Annotated in this window: 14 protein-coding genes; 6 read left to right on the plus strand and 8 right to left on the minus strand. The window is 65.5% G+C overall.

The window, feature by feature from the left end; genetic code table 11:
• Positions 1–263: 263 nt before the first annotated feature.
• The gene (locus ACN0X7_RS19525; protein WP_417520153.1) at positions 264–1,061 is read right to left on the minus strand and encodes a DUF2189 domain-containing protein; all 798 of its coding nucleotides are present in this window, start codon (positions 1,059–1,061) and stop codon (positions 264–266) included.
• Between the two features lie 74 nt (positions 1,062–1,135).
• Positions 1,136–2,044, minus strand: a complete 909-nt coding sequence (locus ACN0X7_RS19530; RefSeq protein ID WP_417520154.1) for a TauD/TfdA dioxygenase family protein — start codon at positions 2,042–2,044, stop codon at positions 1,136–1,138.
• Positions 2,045–2,181: 137 nt separating this feature from the next.
• Between ACN0X7_RS19530 and ACN0X7_RS19535 the strand changes: the two genes are divergently transcribed.
• On the plus strand, positions 2,182–2,628 hold the full coding sequence (locus ACN0X7_RS19535) for a cupin domain-containing protein (protein ID WP_417520155.1): 447 nt from the start codon (positions 2,182–2,184) through the stop codon (positions 2,626–2,628).
• 11 nt (positions 2,629–2,639) lie between these two features.
• Here ACN0X7_RS19535 and msrB read toward each other — a convergent pair whose 3' ends face one another.
• Positions 2,640–3,080, minus strand: coding sequence for a peptide-methionine (R)-S-oxide reductase MsrB (msrB, locus tag ACN0X7_RS19540; protein WP_417520156.1), 441 nt, complete (start codon positions 3,078–3,080; stop codon positions 2,640–2,642).
• A 170-nt stretch (positions 3,081–3,250) separates the two neighbouring features.
• Between msrB and ACN0X7_RS19545 the strand changes: the two genes are divergently transcribed.
• The gene (locus ACN0X7_RS19545) at positions 3,251–5,206 is read left to right on the plus strand and encodes a 7TM diverse intracellular signaling domain-containing protein (protein WP_417520157.1); all 1,956 of its coding nucleotides are present in this window, start codon (positions 3,251–3,253) and stop codon (positions 5,204–5,206) included.
• Positions 5,207–5,212: 6 nt separating this feature from the next.
• Here ACN0X7_RS19545 and glsA read toward each other — a convergent pair whose 3' ends face one another.
• Together glsA and ACN0X7_RS19555 are read right to left on the minus strand one after the other, a co-directional pair.
• A complete protein-coding gene (gene glsA, locus ACN0X7_RS19550; RefSeq protein ID WP_417520158.1) occupies positions 5,213–6,160 on the minus strand; it encodes a glutaminase A in 948 nt (315 codons plus the stop codon).
• Positions 6,157–6,894, minus strand: a complete 738-nt coding sequence (locus ACN0X7_RS19555; RefSeq protein WP_417520159.1) for a peptidase — start codon at positions 6,892–6,894, stop codon at positions 6,157–6,159. The genes glsA and ACN0X7_RS19555 overlap by 4 nt, the downstream gene beginning before the upstream one ends.
• A gap of 109 nt (positions 6,895–7,003) precedes the next feature.
• Here ACN0X7_RS19555 and ACN0X7_RS19560 point away from each other — a divergent pair, with 109 nt between their 5' ends.
• Positions 7,004–8,029, plus strand: coding sequence for an amidohydrolase family protein (locus tag ACN0X7_RS19560; protein WP_417520160.1), 1,026 nt, complete (start codon positions 7,004–7,006; stop codon positions 8,027–8,029).
• Positions 8,030–8,091: 62 nt separating this feature from the next.
• On the plus strand, positions 8,092–11,691 hold the full coding sequence (gene putA, locus ACN0X7_RS19565; protein WP_417520161.1) for a bifunctional proline dehydrogenase/L-glutamate gamma-semialdehyde dehydrogenase PutA: 3,600 nt from the start codon (positions 8,092–8,094) through the stop codon (positions 11,689–11,691).
• 50 nt (positions 11,692–11,741) lie between these two features.
• On the opposite strand, the gene ACN0X7_RS19570 is transcribed toward putA, so the two are convergent.
• From ACN0X7_RS19570 to typA, 3 genes are read right to left on the minus strand one after another with little or no spacing between them, the layout of a single operon-like run.
• The gene (locus tag ACN0X7_RS19570; RefSeq protein ID WP_417520162.1) at positions 11,742–13,031 is read right to left on the minus strand and encodes an NAD(P)/FAD-dependent oxidoreductase; all 1,290 of its coding nucleotides are present in this window, start codon (positions 13,029–13,031) and stop codon (positions 11,742–11,744) included.
• A gap of 2 nt (positions 13,032–13,033) precedes the next feature.
• Positions 13,034–13,903, minus strand: coding sequence for an SHOCT domain-containing protein (locus ACN0X7_RS19575; RefSeq protein WP_417520163.1), 870 nt, complete (start codon positions 13,901–13,903; stop codon positions 13,034–13,036).
• A gap of 25 nt (positions 13,904–13,928) precedes the next feature.
• Positions 13,929–15,746 (minus strand): translational GTPase TypA, encoded by a 1,818-nt coding sequence (gene typA / locus ACN0X7_RS19580; protein ID WP_417520176.1) that lies wholly within the window; start codon positions 15,744–15,746, stop codon positions 13,929–13,931.
• A 158-nt stretch (positions 15,747–15,904) separates the two neighbouring features.
• On the opposite strand from typA, the gene ACN0X7_RS19585 reads away from it, so the two are divergent.
• A complete protein-coding gene (locus ACN0X7_RS19585) occupies positions 15,905–17,095 on the plus strand; it encodes an aminotransferase class I/II-fold pyridoxal phosphate-dependent enzyme (protein WP_417520164.1) in 1,191 nt (396 codons plus the stop codon).
• A 5-nt stretch (positions 17,096–17,100) separates the two neighbouring features.
• Complete coding sequence (locus tag ACN0X7_RS19590; RefSeq protein WP_417520165.1) at positions 17,101–19,419, plus strand: DNA translocase FtsK 4TM domain-containing protein; 2,319 nt, start codon at positions 17,101–17,103, stop codon at positions 19,417–19,419.
• Positions 19,420–19,455 lie beyond the last annotated feature (36 nt).

Raw genomic sequence — 19,455 nt, forward strand, 5'->3', positions numbered from 1 at the left:
CCACCGCGCCGATGGTACTCCTGCTTAGAGCAGCGGAAGAGTAGGTCGCCGCCAGGTCAATCCAGTCGACATGAAAAAAACCCAAACCAGACACCGCAACACCCAACACACAACACACAACCCGTCAGCCCGTATCAAACCCTCTCCAATGCAAAAATAACCCAAACACAACACCCCCAGACCGCAACGACCAGGCTGCAGCTGCACCCCCGCATGCCCGCCCGACAAGCCCCGGGGGAATACAGCGAACCATCCGTGGCCGGCTACTGCTCCTCTGATATCAGCCGCGCGTAGAGATGCCAGCTGGTGTGCCCGAGTATCGGAAACAGGATGATCACCCCCAGGAAAAGGGGCGCGATCGCGAGCAGCGTCAGCGCGCCAATGGCAGCGCCCCAGCCCAGCATGACCATCGGGCTTTGAAGGACTGTCTTGACGCTTGTGATCATGGCGGTCACGACGTCCACGTTCTTGTCCAGCAACAGCGGCATCGCAATCACGGTCAGCGTGAAGAGAATGGTGGCGAGCACGGCACCGACAAGTGAACCGAGAAGAAGGAAGGTGGCACCTTCGCCGGTAGTGAACAGGCTGTCGAAGAAGTGGTCGATCGATCGGAAGCTGCTGTAATGCAGCGTCAGGGCCAGCACGAGGCGGACCTGATAGGCCCAGATCCAGAAGATGAAGAGCACCAGAAACGACATCCAGCCGAACTGCCGCCGCTGCTGGTTGAAGATGACCAGAAAGATATCCGAAGCGGTATAGGGTTCGTTGCGGCTGTGACGCCGGGACATCTCATACAGCCCGGCGGCAAGAAATGGGGCAACAAGCGGGAAGCCCACGGCGACGGACACAAGGATCCAGATCTGCTCGAAATTCGCCAGTCCGAGGATCAGAGTGGCGCCGAACAAGGCATAGATCAGCCCGAAGAAGATGCTGAGAGCCGGGCGCTTTCCGAGGTCCCGAAGGCCGGCTCGCAGGGCGGCCTTCACATCGGCCAGGCTGGCCGTTCGAACGTCCAGACGGATGGGTTCGGATGTCTGAAGCTGGCTCTGATCGGCTTGCATATCGAGGTCTCCCTTCGGAAATCGATCAACAGCGCGCACTTGCACTGTCCAGTGCGGCCACCCCGTTCAGCCGGTCAGGCCGCCATGGCCGCCTCGGTTTCGGGGTCGCCCGCGATACGGCTGTGCCACATGCGCCGGGCCTGCTTGAAGTTCCAGGGCGTGGCCTGATGCATCAGGCGGCGATTGTCCCAGATGACCACATCGCCGGGTTCCCACTGATGGTGGTAGACGCGCGGCGGCTGGCAGGCGAAATCGACCAGTTCCTGCAACAGTTTCTCCGACTCTTCCGATGACATGCCGATGATGTCATAGGCGTGCCGCCCGATGATCAGGTTCCGGTACCCGGTCTCGGGGTGCACCTTCACCAGCGGCCGGACCGAGACCGGTCCGTCGTGGAAGCCGTAGCCGCCATAGGTCTTGCCCTTCTGGTCCGTCGCCGTGTCGTCGGTGTTGACGCTCGCGTCCTTTACCGGCTTGGCGTCATGGCCGACCTTGGCCTGCGAATGATACAGCGAATGATGCGCGCGCAGGTTCTCGATCTTCGCCCTGGTCACCTCATCGAGTGCGTCGTAGGCCGCGCGCATGTCGGCGAAGCCCGTCGCCCCGCCCTCGTCAGGCACGATCTCGGCGGAGAACACGGCACCCTTGGCCTGCACGGGCATGTAGGTGCTGTCATGATGCCAGCCCATGTTGCCCCGGTTGACCTTCATCATGTCATCGGATCCGTCGTCGGGCCGCAACGTGCCGTCTTTCCGCATGTTGCCGATCTCGGCCATCTCGAATTCCAGGTCGCCGAAGCGTTTCGCAAACGCGATCTGGTCGTCCCGGCCCAGGAACTGTCCTCCGACGACCAGAAGCCCCGCGTCCAGCCAATGGTCATAGAGTGTGCGGAACGCCTTCTCGTCCAGGTCGGTCAGCGTGACGTTCCTGACCCGTGCGCCGAAGCAGGCACCTTCAAGCGGTTCAAAACTCATGTCGGCCATGTCATCCTCCCCGGAGGTCATATTCAACTGCGGACCGATTGTGACGCAGCGGAAAGGCCGTGCCAAGCTGAACGGTTGCAGGTCTGTCATCCGGTACGGGCAGGCGCGACCTGCGTCCCACCGGAACGGAGATAATCATGACCACAGCGCTGACACCGAATGCCGACAACCATGCCGGGCTGGGCCCGATGGCCTCCCGCTTCGTCGGCGTCGACGGCCTGCCGTGGGAAAAGACGGCGTTCGCCGGCGTGGAGACGAAGACGCTGCTGTTCGAGAAGGCATCAGGCCTGCTCACGGCGCTGATGCGTCTGGCACCGGGGGCCGAACTGCCCGATCATGCACACATGCAGATTGAGCAGACCTTCGTGCTGGAAGGCCATCTGGTCTGCGGCGAGGGCGAATGCCGCGCCGGGGACTTCGTCTGGCGTCCCGCTGGCGGCCGTCACCGCGCCTGGAGCCCCGAGGGCGGGATCATGCTCGGCATCTTCATGGTCCCCAACAAGTTTTTCTCGAAAGACGGGGAGACCGACCTGCTGGGTCAGGACTGGAACGAGGTCTGGAAGAGCTGCGGAAACATGCGCTGAGCGGAAGACGATTAGTCCAGCCGATCCAGATACGCCCCGTACCCTTCGGCTTCCATTTCATCCTTCGGGATGAAGCGCAGGGCGGCGGAGTTGATGCAGTAGCGCTTGCCGGTCGGCGGCGGGCCGTCGGGGAAGATGTGGCCCAGATGGCTGTCGCCATGCTTCGAGCGGACCTCGATGCGGACCATGCCGTGGCTCAGGTCGCGTTTCTCGATGATGTTGTCAGGCTCCAGCGCCTCGAAATAGCTGGGCCAGCCGCAGGATGAATCGAATTTCTGCGACGAGGCGAACAGGGGCTCGCCCGAGACGATATCGACATAGATGCCCGGTTCGTCATGGTCCCAGAATGCGTTGCGGAACGGTGGCTCGGTCGCGTCGGTCTGGGTCACGGCGTACTGCATGCGATCCAGTTTCGCGACGGCTTCCTCGGTCTTGCTGTAGGTCTTGCTCATCTCCGCCTTCCGGTTCTGGCTGTCATGCCATCAGAATAGGACCGCGGCGCCGATTTGGCGAGAGCATGGCACAAGGGTTGCTGATCCGGGAACGCCGTCCTGTTTCAGCGTGCCGCCGACGGCCGGAAATTAAGCAATTCTGAAGTTTCGTGTGACCAGATGGTGCCGCAATGGGACAGGTCCTGAAAATATGGGCGCGACGCCTGCGATCCGGGCGGATTCCCCGACTGGGTCAGGCGACCGCCTGCGTCGCGGTGCTCGTGCTGGGATGGATGCTGTTCGCACCCGCCCTGCAGCAGGCGGACGACAGTCGCGCTGTGCCCCAGCAGCCGGAGCTGTCGCTGGCCTATCACATCGGCGAGATCGAACCGTTCTGGCGTTCGGGCAAGTGGCTGACGCACGCGGACGTGGCATGGACCGATGTCGACGATGCGGCAGAGGAGTTGCATCTGGGTTTCCGTCAGGCACCGGTCTGGCTGCGGTTGCGGCTGACAAACCCGACATTGCGGTTTTTCGACGGTGTGCTGGTCTACAAGTTCCCCTACATCGACCACCTGAGATACCAGGGCGTGGGCGAGGACGGCGACAAGGTCGTCTATCGCGCCGGAGACAGCGTGCCGACGGACCCCGCGCTGCCGAAGAGCCATTTCCCCAGCTTTCCGTTACAGCTGTCGCCCGGGGAGACGCAGACGGTGATGCTGCGCGTCGAGAGCACCTCGTTGATACTGGCGCCGCTGCGCCTGTATGAGCAGACGGCGTTCGCGTCGGTCAACCTGCGCGATCAGCTGCTGTTCGCGGCCCTGTTCGGGGCGGTGCTGGCCGTCTGCATGTATGTGGTGACGGTCTATCTGACCGTGCGCGACAAGGCGTTCCTCGATTTCATCGTCTTCAGCCTGACCTACGCGTTCTACGTCGCCGTGGCCTCCGGCATGGGGCAGACCTGGATATGGCCGCACGCTTGGGCCAACGCGAACGACCTGTTCTTCGTCGTTCAGGGGCTGCTGTTCGCATCCGGCGTGCGGTTCTTCCAGCGTTACCTCGGGACCGCCCGGCGCGCACCGCGCATCAATCAGGTCATGCGTGTGCTGATCGCGGTCGGCCTGCTGACCAGCCTGACACCGGTCCTGCCGCCGATCGTGGGCAAGCTGACCATCGCCTTCGTGGCCGGCCCCGGTGCGATCTTCGTGCTGGGACTGTCGCTGTTTCTGGCGGTCAGGGGCATGCACCGCGCCAGGGTCGTGGCCATCGGCTGGGGCTTCAGCCAGATCACCTCGGTGTTCATCTATCTGCGGATCTTCGACGTCACCCCCTATCTGCCGGTCAATCACTATCTGACGGCCATCGGCTGCGCGATCGCGACCCTGTTCTTCGCCATCGCCCTGGCGCTGGGCTTGCGGCGTCAGCAGGAGCAATTGTTGCTCGCCGAGAAGCTGAACGAGACCCGCTCCAGCTTCATGGCGGGGATGAGCCATGAACTGCGCACGCCGCTGAATGCGATCATGGGTTTCTCCGAAATGATGAAGGAACAGATGCTGGGTCCGATCCAGCCGCCGGTCTATCAGGACTATGCCAACGATATTCACGCCAGCAGCCGGAACATGCTGGCGCTGGTCGACAATGTGCTGGACATCTCGCGCATCGAGGGCGGCCTGTTCAGCATCAATCCGGAGCCGCAGAAGCTGAAGCACCTGCTGGATGAACTGGTTACGATGCTGGAAGAGAAGGCAATCGAAGCCCAGGTGAGCCTGCGAATCGGCGATATCGACCCCGAGGCGGAGGCCGACCTGGATCACGACGTGATCCTGCGCGTGCTGGACAATCTGACGGTCAATGCCATCAAGTTCAGCGAGGCGGGAGGTGAAGTCACGGTTTCGGCGAATGTCTCGGATCGCTCGATCGCCTTCGCGATCCGGGACCGGGGGGCGGGTATGAACCCGGACCAGATCGACAAGCTGCTGATCCCGTTCGAGATGGTGCGCGCCAGTGCCTACACGGCGAAATCCGGCGCGGGTCTGGGACTGCCGCTGTCGAACGCGCTGGTGAAACAGCATGGCGGCGAGATGACGTTCGATACCGCGCCCGGACAGGGGACCATGGTGACGGTGGTCCTGCCGCGCGCGGCGTAGGATCCGCTACCGGTAGACCGACAGCTCCAGGCGTTCGGCCAGTGCACCCAGCGCCTTCATGGCCCCGATGGAATTGCCCATGGGGCCCAGCGCGGGTCCGAACCCGGCAATGGTCAGGCGCCCCGGCGCGACGGCGAGCACGGCACCGCTCACCGAGCTTTTCGACGGCAGACCGACTTCGATCGCGTGGCTGCCGACCTCGTCATACATGCCCGACGTCGCCATCAGGGCGACCACACCGTGATTGGTGGCGGGCGTGATCAGCCGCTTGCCGGTCAGCGGATCCTTGCCGCCGTTGGCCAGATAGAGGCTGGTGCGGGCCAGGCTTTCGGCGGTGCAGGTCACGGCGCACTGGCGGAAGTAGGTTTCGACCGCGACCTCGACGTCCGGGATGACCTTGTGATGGCGCATGATCTCGGCCAGGGCGCGGTTGCGGTGGCCGGTATCGGCTTCCGAGCGATAGACGGCCTCGCTGACCGGAAAGGCGTCCCGATCCATGCCGGATGCGCTGGCGAGAAAGGTTCGGAAATGCCGGATCTTCTGGTCGGCGGTTTCTCCGGGCAGGTGGCTGCTGGTCAGGATCGCGCCGGCGTTGATGTAGGGATTGCGGGGCTGTCCCTTCTCTTCCTCCAGCTTGACGATGGAGAAGAAGGCGTCGCCCGATGGCTCGACCGACATGTGCTCGAAAACGGTCTCTCCGCTGTCGGCGACGACCGCCGACAGCGAGAAGACCTTGGACGCGCTTTGCAGGGTGAACCGGTAGTCCGCGTCGCCGGCGCTGAAGCACTGTCCGTCGACCGTGTGGATGGCGATCCCGAACAGGGACGGGTCAACGCGCGCCAGTTCGGGGATATAGTCCGCCACCCGGCCATCGCCGCAGCGGTCGCGGCCGATCCTCCAGGCTTCATCCAGCGCGGCCTGTATCTCGGCTGCTGCTGGAAGGGTGCGTGTCACTGGCATTCGTCCCAGTCGTTCAGGGGCAGGTTGCGCACCATCTCCTGAATGGAACTGCTGTAGCGGCTGCGGATCGTGTGGAAGTAGTCATCGTTTTCCGGAATGCGGCGCGCCTTGACCGGTCCGATGCTGTCACGGCGATAGACCGCCATGTCGAACGGCGGCGCCACCGACAGGTTCGACCGGACTGTGGCATCGAACGAGATCAGGGTCAGCTTCACGGCCTCCGACAGGCTGATGCCGTAGGTCATCGCGCGATCCAGGATCGGCTTGCCGTATTTGGTCTCGCCGATCTGCAGGAACGGCGTGTCCGCCGATGCCTCGATGAAGTTGCCTGCCGAATAGATCTGGAACAGGCGATGCCTGCCGCCCGCGATCTGGCCCGCGAACAGGAAGCTGGCCGACGCATCGCCATAGCCCGCCACATATTTGGCGTTCGTGTCCATGACCTCGCGCAGCACACCACCGACCATGGTGGCGGCATCGAACATGGTGCGCGCCGTGTTCAGGTTGTAGGGGCTGTCCGGCTGCGCCAGGCGCTGGTTCAGCAGGGTGACGACCGCCTGGGTCGTCGCCAGATTGCCGGCGGACGCCAGCATCATCACCCGTTCGCCCGCCGTCTGGAACAGCGAGATCTTCTCGACGGTGGCGACATGATCCACACCGGCGTTGGTGCGGGTGTCGGCGGTCAGCACGATGCCGTCGTGCAGATACAGGCCGAGGCCATAGGTCATTTTCGGTATCCTTCGGGAAACGAGGGCCCCCCAGCCCTTCGCGAATAAAAATGTGCCTGTATGATGTGCAGTGCAAGCATATTCGCATGGTCTTGGGGAGGACAGAACGATGGCGTTGGATCAGGCATGGCTGGATCAGGTGACCGAACCGATCATCGAGCCGGAACGTCGGATCATCGATCCGCATCATCACCTCTGGGACACGCCGAAGGTCAAGGCGCTTGCCGGAAACCGCTATCTGCTGGACGAGCTTCTGGCCGACACCGGATCGGGTCACAACATCGTCGCGACCGTGTTCGTCGAATGCGGCGTATTCTACCGCGCCGACGGTCCGGCGCACCTGAAGCCGGTGGGCGAGACCGAGTTCGTGAACGGCGTCGCGGCCATGAGCGCGTCCGGGGACTACGGACCCATCAGGGCCTGCGCGGGTATCGTCAGCATGGCCGACCTCAATCTGGGCGCGAAGGCCGGGGAGACGCTGGATGCGCATCGCGAGGCCGCGCCGGCCCGCTTTCGCGGCATCCGCCACGCGGGCGGATTCGATGAAAGCCCCGAAGTGCGCAATTCCCACACCGAGCCCTTTCCCGGCATGTTCGCGGACCCGACCTTCCGGGAAGGGTTCGCCGAACTGGGCCCCCGCGGCATGAGCTTCGAAGCCTGGGCCTATCATCATCAGTTGCCGGAGGTGACGGCGCTGGCCCGGGCGTTCCCCGACACCACCATCATCGCCGATCATTTCATCGGCCCTGTCGGGATCGGCCCCTATGCAGGCAAACGCGACGAAATCTTCGAACAGTGGAAACGGGATTTCGCCGACCTGGCGGCCTGCCCGAACGTCGTCGCCAAGCTGGGCGGCATCAACATGGCGATCAACGGGTTCGAATGGCACAAGCGCGACACGCCGCCGACCGCGCGCGATCTGGTCGCGGCCACCGGCGACTGGTACGCCCACGCCATCGACTGTTTCGGCCCGGACCGGTGCATGTTCGAAAGCAACTTCCCCGTCGACAAGGTCTCGGTCAGCTATCCGGTGCTGTGGAACGCGTTCAAGCTGATCGCATCCGCCTATTCGGAGGCCGAGCGCGACGCCCTGTTCTTCGGCACCGCGAACCGGGTCTACCGGCTGGGGCTTTGACGGCCTTCGGTCTGTCGCCTCTGCGATAGTCGCTCTCCGGTGCCTCTGATAGGCTCGGTGTCATGACAGATACGCTTCAGGATATCCGCGAACGGCTGCGCGCTGAGACTCTGGCCGATGAGGCCGTGGTGCTCGAAAGGCTCACGGCGGAGGCGGGCCTTTCCGCCGCCGAACGTGCGGCCATCTGCGACCGGGCGGCGGCACTGGTGCGCAAGGTCCGCGATGCGGGTCCGCCGGTTGCCCTTGAAGCCTTCCTCGGCACTTACGGGCTGTCCACCAGCGAGGGGGTGGCCCTGATGTGTATGGCCGAGGCCATGTTGCGCGTGCCCGATTCCGAGACCGTCGACGAACTGATCCGCGACAAGATCGCGCCGCACGACTGGGGCAGCCATGTGGGCGACTCGGGTTCCATTCTGGTGAACGCATCGACATGGGCGCTGATGCTGACGGGGCGCGTGCTGGAGGATGAGGAGCCGGGGATCACCGGCGCGCTGCGCGGCCTGGTCCGGCGCATGGGCGAGCCTGTAATTCGAACCGCCGTCGCCACGGCCATGAAGGAACTGGGCGGCCAGTTCGTGCTGGGTCAGGATATCGGCGAGGCGATGAAGCGCGCCCGCGAGATGGAGCGCCGGGGCTACACCTATTCCTTCGACATGCTGGGCGAGGCCGCGCGCACCGAGGCGGATGCGGCGCGTTATGGCGAAGCCTATCGCACGGCGATTGCCGGGATCGCGAAACGGGCGGAATCCGAGGAGATCGCCGCCAATCCCGGCATCTCGGTGAAACTGTCCGCGCTGCATCCCCGCTATGAGTACGGGAAGGCCCCTCAGGTCGTCGGCGAACTGGCCGAGCGCACGCTGAAACTGGCGCGTCAGGCAGCGGAAGCGCGCATCGGCTTCAACATCGACGCCGAGGAGGCCGACCGCCTCGACCTGTCGCTGGATGTGATCGAAGCCATCCTCGCCGATTCGTCGCTGAAGGACTGGGACGGGTTCGGCGTGGTGGTTCAGGCTTACGGGCAGCGGGCGGGGCACGTCATCGACTGGCTGCATGCGCTGGCCAGCCACATGGACCGCCGGATCATGGTGCGACTGGTGAAGGGGGCCTACTGGGACACGGAAATCAAGCGTGCCCAGACCCTTGGGCTGGACGGCTTTCCTGTCTTCACGCGCAAGATCAACACCGACATCAGCTACATCGCCAATGCGCGCAAGCTGCTGGACTACCGCGACCGCATCTACCCGCAGTTCGCGACCCACAATGCCCACACGGTGGCGGCGGTGCTGCAGATGGCGGGCGGCGATGTCGATAGCTTCGAGTTCCAGCGCCTGCACGGCATGGGCGAGGCCCTGCACGAAGCGGTCAGGCAGGATCGGGGCACGCGCTGCCGGATCTATGCGCCGGTCGGCCGGCATCGCGATCTGCTGGCCTATCTGGTCCGGCGGCTGCTGGAAAACGGGGCCAACAGTTCCTTCGTCCATCAGATCGCGGACACGGATGTCGCGCCCGAGGCCATCGCCGCCGATCCGTTCGCCGAGGCGGAGGCACTGTCGCAGATCGCGCATCCCGCCATCCGGCGCGGTCCGGACCTCTATGGCGAGGCGCGCCGGAACGCCCGGGGCTGGGATGTGACCGATCCGGTCGATGTATCGGCCATCCAGCACGCCCGCGCTGATTTCGCGCCGCCCCACCGCTGGCGGGCCGGTGGCGACGGCGAGGATCGCGAGGTGCTGAATCCTGCCGATGCTTCCGATGGCGTCGGCGTGGTGGTCGAAGCCTCCGCGGCAGAGGTCGGAGCAGCGGTGAAGCGTGCCTGCGATGCTCAGCCAGCATGGGCGGCGATGCCTGTGGCAGACCGGGCCGCGATCCTGAGAAAGGCCGCCGATCTGTATGAAGCCCACGCGGTTGAGTTCTTCGCGCTTGCGGCGCGCGAGGCGGGCAAGACGCCACTGGATGCCGTGGCCGAGGTGCGCGAGGCCGTGGACTTCCTGCGCTACTACGCGCTTCAGGCCCCGCGCGCCGAGAACGGTACGGTCCCGCGCGGTGTCATCGCCTGCATTTCGCCCTGGAACTTTCCGCTGGCGATCTTCACCGGACAGGTCGCGGCGGCGCTGGCGGCCGGCAATGGCGTCATCGCCAAACCTGCCGAACAGACGCCGCTGATTGCCGCGCGGGCGGTCGAACTGCTGCATCAGACAGGGGTGCCGGCCGACGCGCTTCAGCTTGTGCCGGGCGACGGGCCGTCGGTGGGTGCGCCGCTGACCGCCGATCCGCACATTGCCGGCGTCTGCTTCACCGGGTCGACCGAGGTGGCGCGCCTGATCGAACGGCAACTGGCAGAGACCGCCGCACCCGATGCCATGCTGATCGCGGAAACAGGCGGTCTGAACGCGATGATCGTCGATTCGACGGCGCTGCCGGAACAGGCTGTGCGCGACATTCTCGCCAGTGCTTTCCAGAGCGCCGGGCAGCGCTGCTCGGCGCTGCGGGTGCTGTACCTGCAGGCGGACATCGCCGACGGTTTCCTGGAGATGCTGTCCGGGGCCATGGATGCGCTGGCGCTGGGAGATCCCTGGGCTTTCGCGACCGACGTGGGGCCGGTCATCGACGCCGAGGCGCGCGACGGCATCGAGGCTCATGTCGCGCAGGCGGAACGGGAGGGGCGTCTGCTGAAACGGCTGGATGCCCCGGAAGATGGCCTGTTTGCCGGGCCTGCCGTGATCCGTGTAGGCGGCATCGCCGATATCGAGCGCGAGATCTTCGGACCGGTGCTGCATGTTGCGACCTTCGACCCGGACGATCTCGATCGGGTGGTGGCGGATATCAACGCGCGCGGCTTCGGCCTGACGTTCGGCGTGCACAGCCGGATCGACGGGCGGGTGCAGGAACTGGTCGAGGGCATCGCGGCGGGTAATCTCTACGTCAACCGCAACCAGATCGGTGCCATTGTCGGCTGCCAGCCCTTTGGCGGCGAGGGCCTGTCGGGCACGGGACCGAAGGCGGGCGGGCCGCACTATCTGCGCCGCTTCCGGCGTGTCGAAAGTGCGGCACCGGTTGAGCCGGACGCCGCACCCGTCGCCGCCGAGACGATTGCCCGGGCGCTCGACGATCTGAAGGGTCGCGACTGGCAGGGCGAGGCAGGCCGGGTGCCGGCGCTGCGACAGGCGCTGCGGGGCCGTGCCGAAGACGCCATGACGGCGGCGGCGGCGCTGGACTGCGGCCCGATCGACCTGCCGGGACCGACCGGCGAATCCAATCGCTACTGGCTGCACGGGCGCGGACCGACACTCTGTCTCGGTCCGGGTGCCGAGGCCGCGCTGGATCAGGCCGTTCAGGCGTTGCGGGTCGGATCTGTGGCTGTGCTGGCCGCGCCCGGCGCCGCCGCCGCCGCGCAACCGCTGACCGATGCGAAACTGCCGGTGGTCGCGCTGGACGGGACTGTCGATCCGGCGGCGCTGTCGGAACTGGAGATCGCCGCCGTCGCCTTCTGTGGCGGCGCGGATCGGATGCGGGCACTGCGGCAGGCGCTTGCGGCGCGCGACGGGCCGATGCTGCCGCTGATCGCCGAGCGTATCTACCCGGCCGCCTTTGCACACGAACGTGCGATCTGCATCGACACGACGGCGGCGGGCGGCAATGCGCAACTGCTGGGCAGTGTCTGAACCGGACGATCCTGCGTTCACTCGCCTCGTGTCCGTGACCGTATGGGAGTCTACACCGCCGTTGCCGCCGACAGATCGCTGCCGTCGTGGAAGCGGCTGAAGCGGAAGGCGGACAGGTCCAGGGACGGCTGACCGTCGGCGATGATCTCCGACACCAGCCTGCCGACAATCGGTCCCATGCCGTGGCCATGGCCCGAGAACCCGGTCGCCACGACCAGTCCCTTCGGTGTGTCCATCGCCTCGATGACCGGCAGCAGGTCGGGCGTCATGTCGATATAGCCGGCCCAGCTTTTCGCCATCCTGATGTCGCCCAGCGCAGGCACGGCCCGTTTCAGTTCGGCCAGCGCGCCCTCCAGCACCTTGTGGTTGGGTTCCGGATCCAGCGTCCGGTAGCGCACCAGTTCGCGTTCCAGCGCGGTCTGCGAAAAATGCCCCAGTGCCGTATCGAACGACAGCTTGCGCAGGCGGAAATGGAAATCGCGCAGGTGCTGCGTACCCAGCTTCATGAAGGTTCGGCTGTGCAGCAGCATCTGCATGGTCAGGTCGGCGTCGGCGGACCGCACTGCGAAATTGATGCTGCCGTCCTGACGCTGGCGCAGGGCCACGCCGGCCCAGACGGCAGGCCCCGTGACCTCCGGTGCGGGTCCGGTGCGCCCGACGGAGCCCTTCACCCAGACCTGCGGGAAGACGAGACCCATGTGCGCCATCATCTTCGACGACCAGGCCCCGGAGGCCAGCACGACGTGCGGCGCGCGGATCTCGCCCTTCTCGGTCACGACACCGGCGACCCGGCCCGCCTCGCGGATCAGGCCGAAGACGGCGCAGTTCTCAAGGAACGTTGCACCGCGGCCCTCGGCGGCCCGCGCGATGGAGGGCGTCACCTTCGCGGGTTCCGCGTGGCCGTCGCTGGCGGTGTAGATGCCGCCCAGCGCGCCGAGCGTTGTGCCGGGGATCAGACGCCCGATCTCGGCGCGGTCCACGATTCGGCTGTCGAGACCGTGCGCCTTTGCATGATCCATCCAGCCTTCGAACATCGCCCGCTCGGCTTCGTCGCGAAAGACGACAAGGTTGCCGCGCCGGGTCCATTCCAGATCCGCGTTGAGCTCGCGTTCGAGGCCCTGCCAGATCCGGTTGGCTTCCATCATCAGGGGGATTTCGGCGGGGTCGCGGCCCTGCTGGCGGACGAAGCCCCAGTTGCGGCTGGCCTGCTCGCCCGCGATGCGGCCCTTTTCGCAGACCACGACCTTCAGGCCACGTTTCGCCAGATACCAGGCGCTCGCGGTTCCGGCGGTGCCTGCGCCGATGACGACGACATCGGCTTGCGTCGGGATGTCGCCCATCGTCAGATGCGGGCCAGAAGTTCCGCCTTCTTGGCGTCGAACTCTGCCTCGGTCAGGGCGCCCTTGTCGCGCAGGGATGCCAGTCGCTCGATGGTGTTCAGGATCGAATCGATATCGCCGGAAAGCGCAGCCTGCGGGGCGGGTGCGGGCTGCGTCGGCGCGCTGACAGGCTCATGGGCGTGCACGGGCGCGATCTCCGGTTCCGGCGCAGCTTCCGGTTCTGGACTAGACGCGACAACTTCTTCGGCCGTCACTTCTTCGGGGTCAACGGTCTGCGGTTCGACGGCCTGAGGCTCGGCGGGGCGTTCCTCGTCTTCCGCGCGCGGCAGTTCGACGACGGACATCGTTCCGTACTGGCTCTGGAAACTGAGGGTCGAGAGGCCGCTGCCGCTCTGGCTCTGCGAGACGCCGCCGATCCTGTGATCGCCCGTGTCGAACAGGTGCAGCCGCCCGCCGTAGCGGATGGCCAGCCGCCGGGATGACGGAAAGACGGCATAGCTGATGTCGTTCTGGCCGCCTGTGGAAGTCGGCTGGCCCAGTTCCTCGGGCCACGTGCTGTAGCCGCCGAAACCGCCCATGGCTCCGGCCCTGGGGGCCTCGACCAGCCGTGCCGACGCCATCGCCTGGCTGAGGTCGCTGGCCAGCCCGGACACCGTGGCCTGAAGCCCGTGATTGAACATGTCGCCGACCATGGTCATGCCGCCGGCCAGCCACTGGCCGCTGCCGCCCAGTTCGGGGATGTTGAACTGGGCCATCGTGCCGTTGCCCCGGATGACTGCGTGCAGCATCGCCTCGGCAGCCTGTTCGCTGACGCCGTATCGGGCGGCGGAATCTCTCACCGCCTCGCGGCCGGCCTCGGTAAGTCCATTCATGGCGCGCTCCTTCGGTGCGGGGATATCAGGATGCCGCGCGGCGCTCGTTCTTCTTGCGCTCGTGGCGATCCAGATACCGCTTGCGGATGCGGATGTGGTTCGGCGTGACCTCGACCAGCTCGTCGTCGTCGATATAGGCGATGGCCTGTTCCAGCGACATGATCCGCGGCGGGGTCAGGGTGACGGCGTCATCCTTGCCCGACGCACGCACGTTCGACAGCTTCTTGCCCTTCAGCGGGTTCACTTCCAGATCGTTGCCGCGCGCGTTCTCACCGATCACCATGCCATCGTACAGGTCTTCGCCCGCGCCGACAAACAGGGTGCCGCGTTCTTCCAGGTTCCACAGCGCGTAGGGTACCGACTTGCCCGTCTCCAGGCTGATCAGCACGCCGTTGCGCCGGCCCTGGATCGGCCCCCTGTATTTGTCAAAGCTGTGGAAAACGCGGTTCATGATGCCTGTTCCGCGCGTATCGGTCAGAAATTCGCCGTGATAGCCGATCAGACCGCGCGCCGGCGCCAGGAAGGTGATCCGTGTCCGGCCCTCGCCCGAGGGACGCATGTCGGTCATCTCGCCCTTGCGACCGGCCATCTTCTCGACCACCACACCGGCGTACTCATCGTCCAGATCGATGACCACCTCTTCGATGGGTTCGACCCGATTGCCCTCCTCGTCGGTCTGGAACAGCACGCGGGGGCGGGAAATCGACAGCTCGAAGCCCTCGCGGCGCATGGTCTCGATCAGCACGCCGATCTGCAACTCGCCGCGACCGGCAACCTCGAAGGCGTCCTTGTCGGCGGTTTCGGTGATCCGGATGGCGACGTTACCCTCGGCTTCCTTCATCAGACGGTCGCGGATGACGCGGCTCTGCACCTTGGAGCCGTCGCGGCCCGCCAGCGGTGAATCGTTGATGCCGAAGGTGACGGCCAGGGTCGGCGGGTCCACGGGCTGCGCCGGGATCGGCTCGGTCACCGACGGGTCGCACAGGGTGTTGGCGACGCCTGCCGCCGTTACACCGGCGATGGCGATGATATCGCCCGCGTAGGCCACATCGACCGGCTTGCGCTCCAGCCCGTCGAAGCTCAGCAGCTTGGTCACGCGCAGGCTCTCGACCTGCTTGCCCTCATGGTCCATCGCCTTGATGGTCATGTTCGGGCGGATGGTGCCGTCATAGACCTTGCCGGTCAGCGTCCGGCCCAGGAACGGATCCGCGTCCAGCAGGCTGGCCAGCATCCGGAAGGGCTTGTCGATATCGCCCTGGGGTTCGGGGATATGGCTCAGGATCAGGTCGAACAGGGGCTTCAGGTCGCCGCCGCGATCGTCCGGATCCTCAGCGGCCCAGCCCTCGCGGCCCACGGCATAGAGCACGGGGAAGTCGAGCTGGTCCTCGTTCGCGTCGAGCGCGGCGAACAGGTCGAAGCATTCCTCGTACACTTCCAAAGGCCGCGCATCGCTGCGGTCCACCTTGTTGACGACCACGATGGGACGCAGGCCCAGCTTCAGGGCCTTGGTGGTGACGAACTTGGTCTGGGGCATCGGGCCTTCCGCCGCGTCGACCAGCAGGATCACGCCATCGACCATCGACAGGATGCGTTCCACCTCGCCGCCGAAATCGGCGTGGCCCGGGGTGTCGACGATGTTGATGCGGGTCTCGCCGTACTGCACGGACGTGCACTTGGCCAGAATCGTGATTCCGCGCTCTTTCTCCAGGTCATTGGAATCCATCGCCCGTTCAGCAAGCTGCTGATGCGATTTGACGGTTCCGGCCTGCTGAAACAGGGCGTCAACAAGGGTTGTCTTGCCATGATCGACGTGGGCGATGATGGCTATGTTGCGGCGCGGCATTTTTTCCATGCGCGCGTCATACAGCGCGATGACCCTTACGGCAATGCAACATATTCGGTGCTGTCAGTGACGTCTCAGGCTTCAGTTGCGGAAAATGCTTCAAGCACCTAATCTGATTGAGTCTTTCTGTCACAACTGATTCGCGTCGAGCCAAACCCATGACCAACGCCCGCCTGGACGAACTGAACGAATACCCGTTCCAGCGCCTGCGCGACCTGCTGGACGGGGTTGAAGGCGGCGGGCCGATGCTGAATTTCGCGCTGGGTGAGCCGCAGATCGGGGTGCCCGCGCTGCTGGGCGAGACTCTGGCGAAACATGTGGCCGGGTTCGGCAAGTATCCGGCAGCCAACAGCACGCCGGACCTGCGCCGCGCCATCGCCGACTGGCTGGACCGCCGCTATGGGCTGGACGGTGATGACGCGATGAACGCCGATACCGAGATCATGCCGCTCAACGGGACGCGCGAAGGGCTCTACAATATCGCGCAGCTGGTGGTGCCTCAGGTGCGCGCCGCGACCCGGCCGCTGGTGCTGGTCCCGAACCCCTTCTATCAGTGCTATCTGGGGGCCGCGACCATGGCCGGTGCCGAGGTCGGCCTGATGCCCGCGACCGCGGGGACCGGCTTCCTGCCCGATCTGGACGCGCTGGATGCCGAGATGCTGCGGCGCGCGGCGCTGATGTATGTCTGTACCCCGGCGAACCCGCAGGGTGCGATGGCCGACGAAGCCTATCTCGCGAAGGCCATCGACCTGGCGCGCCGCCATGACATCGTGCTGGCGCTGGATGAATGCTACGCCGAGATCTATGACGAGACGCCGCCGCCGGGCGGGTTGCAGGTCGCGGCGCGGACGGGGGAACGGTTCCGCAATCTGGTGGTCTTCCATTCCCTGTCGAAACGCTCATCGTCGCCGGGCCTGAGGTCGGGTTTCATGGCGGGCGATCCGGATCTGGTGGCCCGTTACGGCAAGCTGCGCGGCTACGGCGGTGCGCCCCTGCCCGACCCGATCGCTGCCGCGTCCGCCGCGCTGTGGCGCGACGAGAAACATGTCGAGGAGGTGCGTGCGCACTATCGGCATCTCTTCGACATCGCCGATGAGACCCTGGGCAACAAGCAGGGCTATTTCCGCCCGCCAGGCGGGTTCTTCCTGTGGCTGGACGTGGGCGACGGCGAAGCCTTCGCGAAAAGGCTGTGGCAGCATTCGGGCGTGCGTTGCCTGCCCGGCGGCTATCTCGCGCGCGACGAGGCCGATGGCACGAATCCCGGCGCGCGGTTCCTCCGCGTTGCGCTGGTACATGATGCGGGAACCGTGCGTCAGGCGCTGACGGCGATTTCCGAACTGATGGAGTAAGCGCGATGTCCAGCACCGATGCAGGCCGCACACCGATCTCGTTCGCACCGCCCGAGCTGAAACGCTTCCTGAAGCGGCGTCTGGTCGAGCTTGGCGGGCTGGCGCTGGCTCTGATCACGCTGGCCGCGATCCTCGCGATCGCAACCTATGATCCTGCCGATCCGAGCTGGAATCACGCGAGCGCGACGCCCGCTGCCAATCTGCTGGGGCTGCCGGGCGCGGTCTTCGCAGATCTGGTGCTTCAGGCCATCGGCCCGATCGCGCTGCTGGCACTGGCCGTGCCGTTCGCGCTGGCGTTGCGGATTGTCGTGCATCAGGTCGCACCGCGCCCGCGCCGCCGGGCCCTTGTCACCGTGCTGGCGGCGATTGCCGGTGCGGCCGGTCTGGGCGGCATCGCGGGCTTTCTCGATCTGTCCGCGACGCAGTTCGGTGGTGTGATGGGGGCAGGCGGCGCTTATCTGAGCGCCTTGCTGCCTGCCACGGTTGCTTGGGTTGCCCTGCTGATTGCAGCCGTCGTGACCATCAGTGCGCTGATGGGGCTTGCCTGGGCGTCCGCGGTCCCGCCCGCATGGATGTCGCTGCCGTTTGTCGCCGTCGTCGGCCTGTTCCGTCGCCGGGATGCGGCGGATGAGCATGACGAAGACGCAGGTTATGGCGGCGCGGCTGAGTGCGGTGCGCCTGCACCGAAGAAGAACAAGGCCGCCAGGGCCGAGAAGCGGGTGAAGCAGAAGGCGGTGAAGCCGAAGGAAAGCAAGCGCGCCGAAAAGGAACGCCAGCCCGAACTGGCGCTTGCCCCCGAACCGGACGATGGCGAACCGAAGCTGCCGCCGCTGTCGCTGCTCTACGAACCGACCGCAGACGATTATCCGGCCCGCGCCAGCGCAGAGGCGCTGGAACAGAACGCGCGGATGCTGGAAAGCGTGCTGGACGATTTCGGCGTGAAGGGCGAGATCACCGACGTGCGCCCCGGCCCGGTCGTGACGCTGTACGAACTGAAGCCTGCACCGGGCACCAAATCGTCCCGCGTGATCGGTCTGGCTGATGACATCGCGCGGTCCATGAGCGCGATTTCCGCCCGCGTGGCCGTGGTGCCGGGGCGCGATGCGCTGGGCATCGAACTGCCGAACAACACCCGTGAGATCGTCTTCCTGCGCGAGATGCTGGCGTCCGCCGATTTCGAGAAGCACAAGGGCACGCTGACCCTGGCGCTGGGCAAGGATATCGGCGGCGATCCGGTCTTCGCCGACCTGGCCAAGATGCCCCATCTGCTGATCGCGGGCACCACCGGCTCGGGCAAGTCCGTCGGCATCAACACGATGATCCTGTCACTGCTCTATCGCCTGACGCCGGACCAGTGCCGCATGATCATGATCGACCCGAAGATGCTGGAACTGTCGGTCTATGAAGGCATCCCGCATCTGCTGACGCCTGTGGTCACCGATCCGAAGAAGGCCGTGGTCGCGCTGAAATGGGCGGTGAAGGAGATGGAGGCCCGCTATCGCAAGATGTCGGACCTGAACGTCCGCAACATCGCCGCCTTCAACGAGCGGGTCGCCGAGGCCGCCGCCAATGGCGAGGATCTGTCCAAGCGCGTGCAGACCGGCTTCGATCCCGAGACCGACGAGCCGATCTTCGAGGACGTGCCCCTGGATACCGCGCGCATGCCGCAGATCGTCATCATCGTGGACGAGATGGCGGACCTGATGCTGGTCGCCGGCAAGGAGATCGAGGGTGCGATCCAGCGGCTGGCCCAGATGGCACGCGCCGCCGGCATCCACCTGATCATGGCGACGCAGCGCCCGTCGGTCGATGTCATCACCGGCACGATCAAGGCCAACTTCCCGACCCGGATCAGCTTCTCGGTCACCTCCAAGATCGACAGCCGTACCATTCTGGGCGAACAGGGCGCGGAACAGTTGCTGGGTCAGGGTGACATGCTGCACATGCCGAACGGCAGCCGCGTCGTGCGCGTGCACGGCCCGTTCGTGTCCGACGGCGACGTCGAGAAGATCACCAAATGGATCGGCAAGACCGGCAAGCCGGAATATCTGGAAGACATCACCCGCGATACGGAAGAAGAGAACGAAGGCGGCTTCGGCGGCGAGGGCGGCGGGTCGTCCGACGAGCCCATGTTCGATGAGGCGGTCGAGATCGTCGCCCGGACGGGCAAGGCATCCACCAGCTTCGTCCAGCGCCAGCTCAAGATCGGCTACAACCGCGCGGCCCGTATCATCGAGGAGATGGAGGCGCAGGGCATGGTCTCGGCAGCCGACCACGTCGGCAAGCGCGAGGTTCTGCTGCGCAATCCCGATGAAGAACAGTGATCTGGAGGGCTCATCCTCGCACAAGGTGAGGACGGG

Origin of the sequence: Minwuia sp. (genome assembly GCF_048263705.1) — a bacterium.
Classification (GTDB): domain Bacteria; phylum Pseudomonadota; class Alphaproteobacteria; order Minwuiales; family Minwuiaceae; genus Minwuia.

Excerpts from the sequence above, each read along its gene's own strand:
- ACN0X7_RS19530 (WP_417520154.1), bottom strand. The coding sequence starts at position 2,044 with ATGGCCGACATGAGTTTTGAACCGCTTGAAGGTGCCTGCTTCGGCGCA.
- putA (WP_417520161.1), top strand. The coding sequence starts at position 8,092 with ATGACAGATACGCTTCAGGATATCCGCGAACGGCTGCGCGCTGAGACT.
- ACN0X7_RS19590 (WP_417520165.1), top strand. The coding sequence starts at position 17,101 with ATGTCCAGCACCGATGCAGGCCGCACACCGATCTCGTTCGCACCGCCC.
- ACN0X7_RS19560 (WP_417520160.1), top strand. The coding sequence starts at position 7,004 with ATGGCGTTGGATCAGGCATGGCTGGATCAGGTGACCGAACCGATCATC.
- ACN0X7_RS19570 (WP_417520162.1), bottom strand. The coding sequence starts at position 13,031 with ATGGGCGACATCCCGACGCAAGCCGATGTCGTCGTCATCGGCGCAGGC.
- ACN0X7_RS19545 (WP_417520157.1), top strand. The coding sequence starts at position 3,251 with ATGGGACAGGTCCTGAAAATATGGGCGCGACGCCTGCGATCCGGGCGG.
- ACN0X7_RS19535 (WP_417520155.1), top strand. The coding sequence starts at position 2,182 with ATGACCACAGCGCTGACACCGAATGCCGACAACCATGCCGGGCTGGGC.
- ACN0X7_RS19575 (WP_417520163.1), bottom strand. The coding sequence starts at position 13,903 with ATGAATGGACTTACCGAGGCCGGCCGCGAGGCGGTGAGAGATTCCGCC.
- ACN0X7_RS19555 (WP_417520159.1), bottom strand. The coding sequence starts at position 6,894 with ATGACCTATGGCCTCGGCCTGTATCTGCACGACGGCATCGTGCTGACC.
- msrB (WP_417520156.1), bottom strand. The coding sequence starts at position 3,080 with ATGAGCAAGACCTACAGCAAGACCGAGGAAGCCGTCGCGAAACTGGAT.
- ACN0X7_RS19585 (WP_417520164.1), top strand. The coding sequence starts at position 15,905 with ATGACCAACGCCCGCCTGGACGAACTGAACGAATACCCGTTCCAGCGC.
- ACN0X7_RS19525 (WP_417520153.1), bottom strand. The coding sequence starts at position 1,061 with ATGCAAGCCGATCAGAGCCAGCTTCAGACATCCGAACCCATCCGTCTG.
- typA (WP_417520176.1), bottom strand. The coding sequence starts at position 15,746 with ATGCCGCGCCGCAACATAGCCATCATCGCCCACGTCGATCATGGCAAG.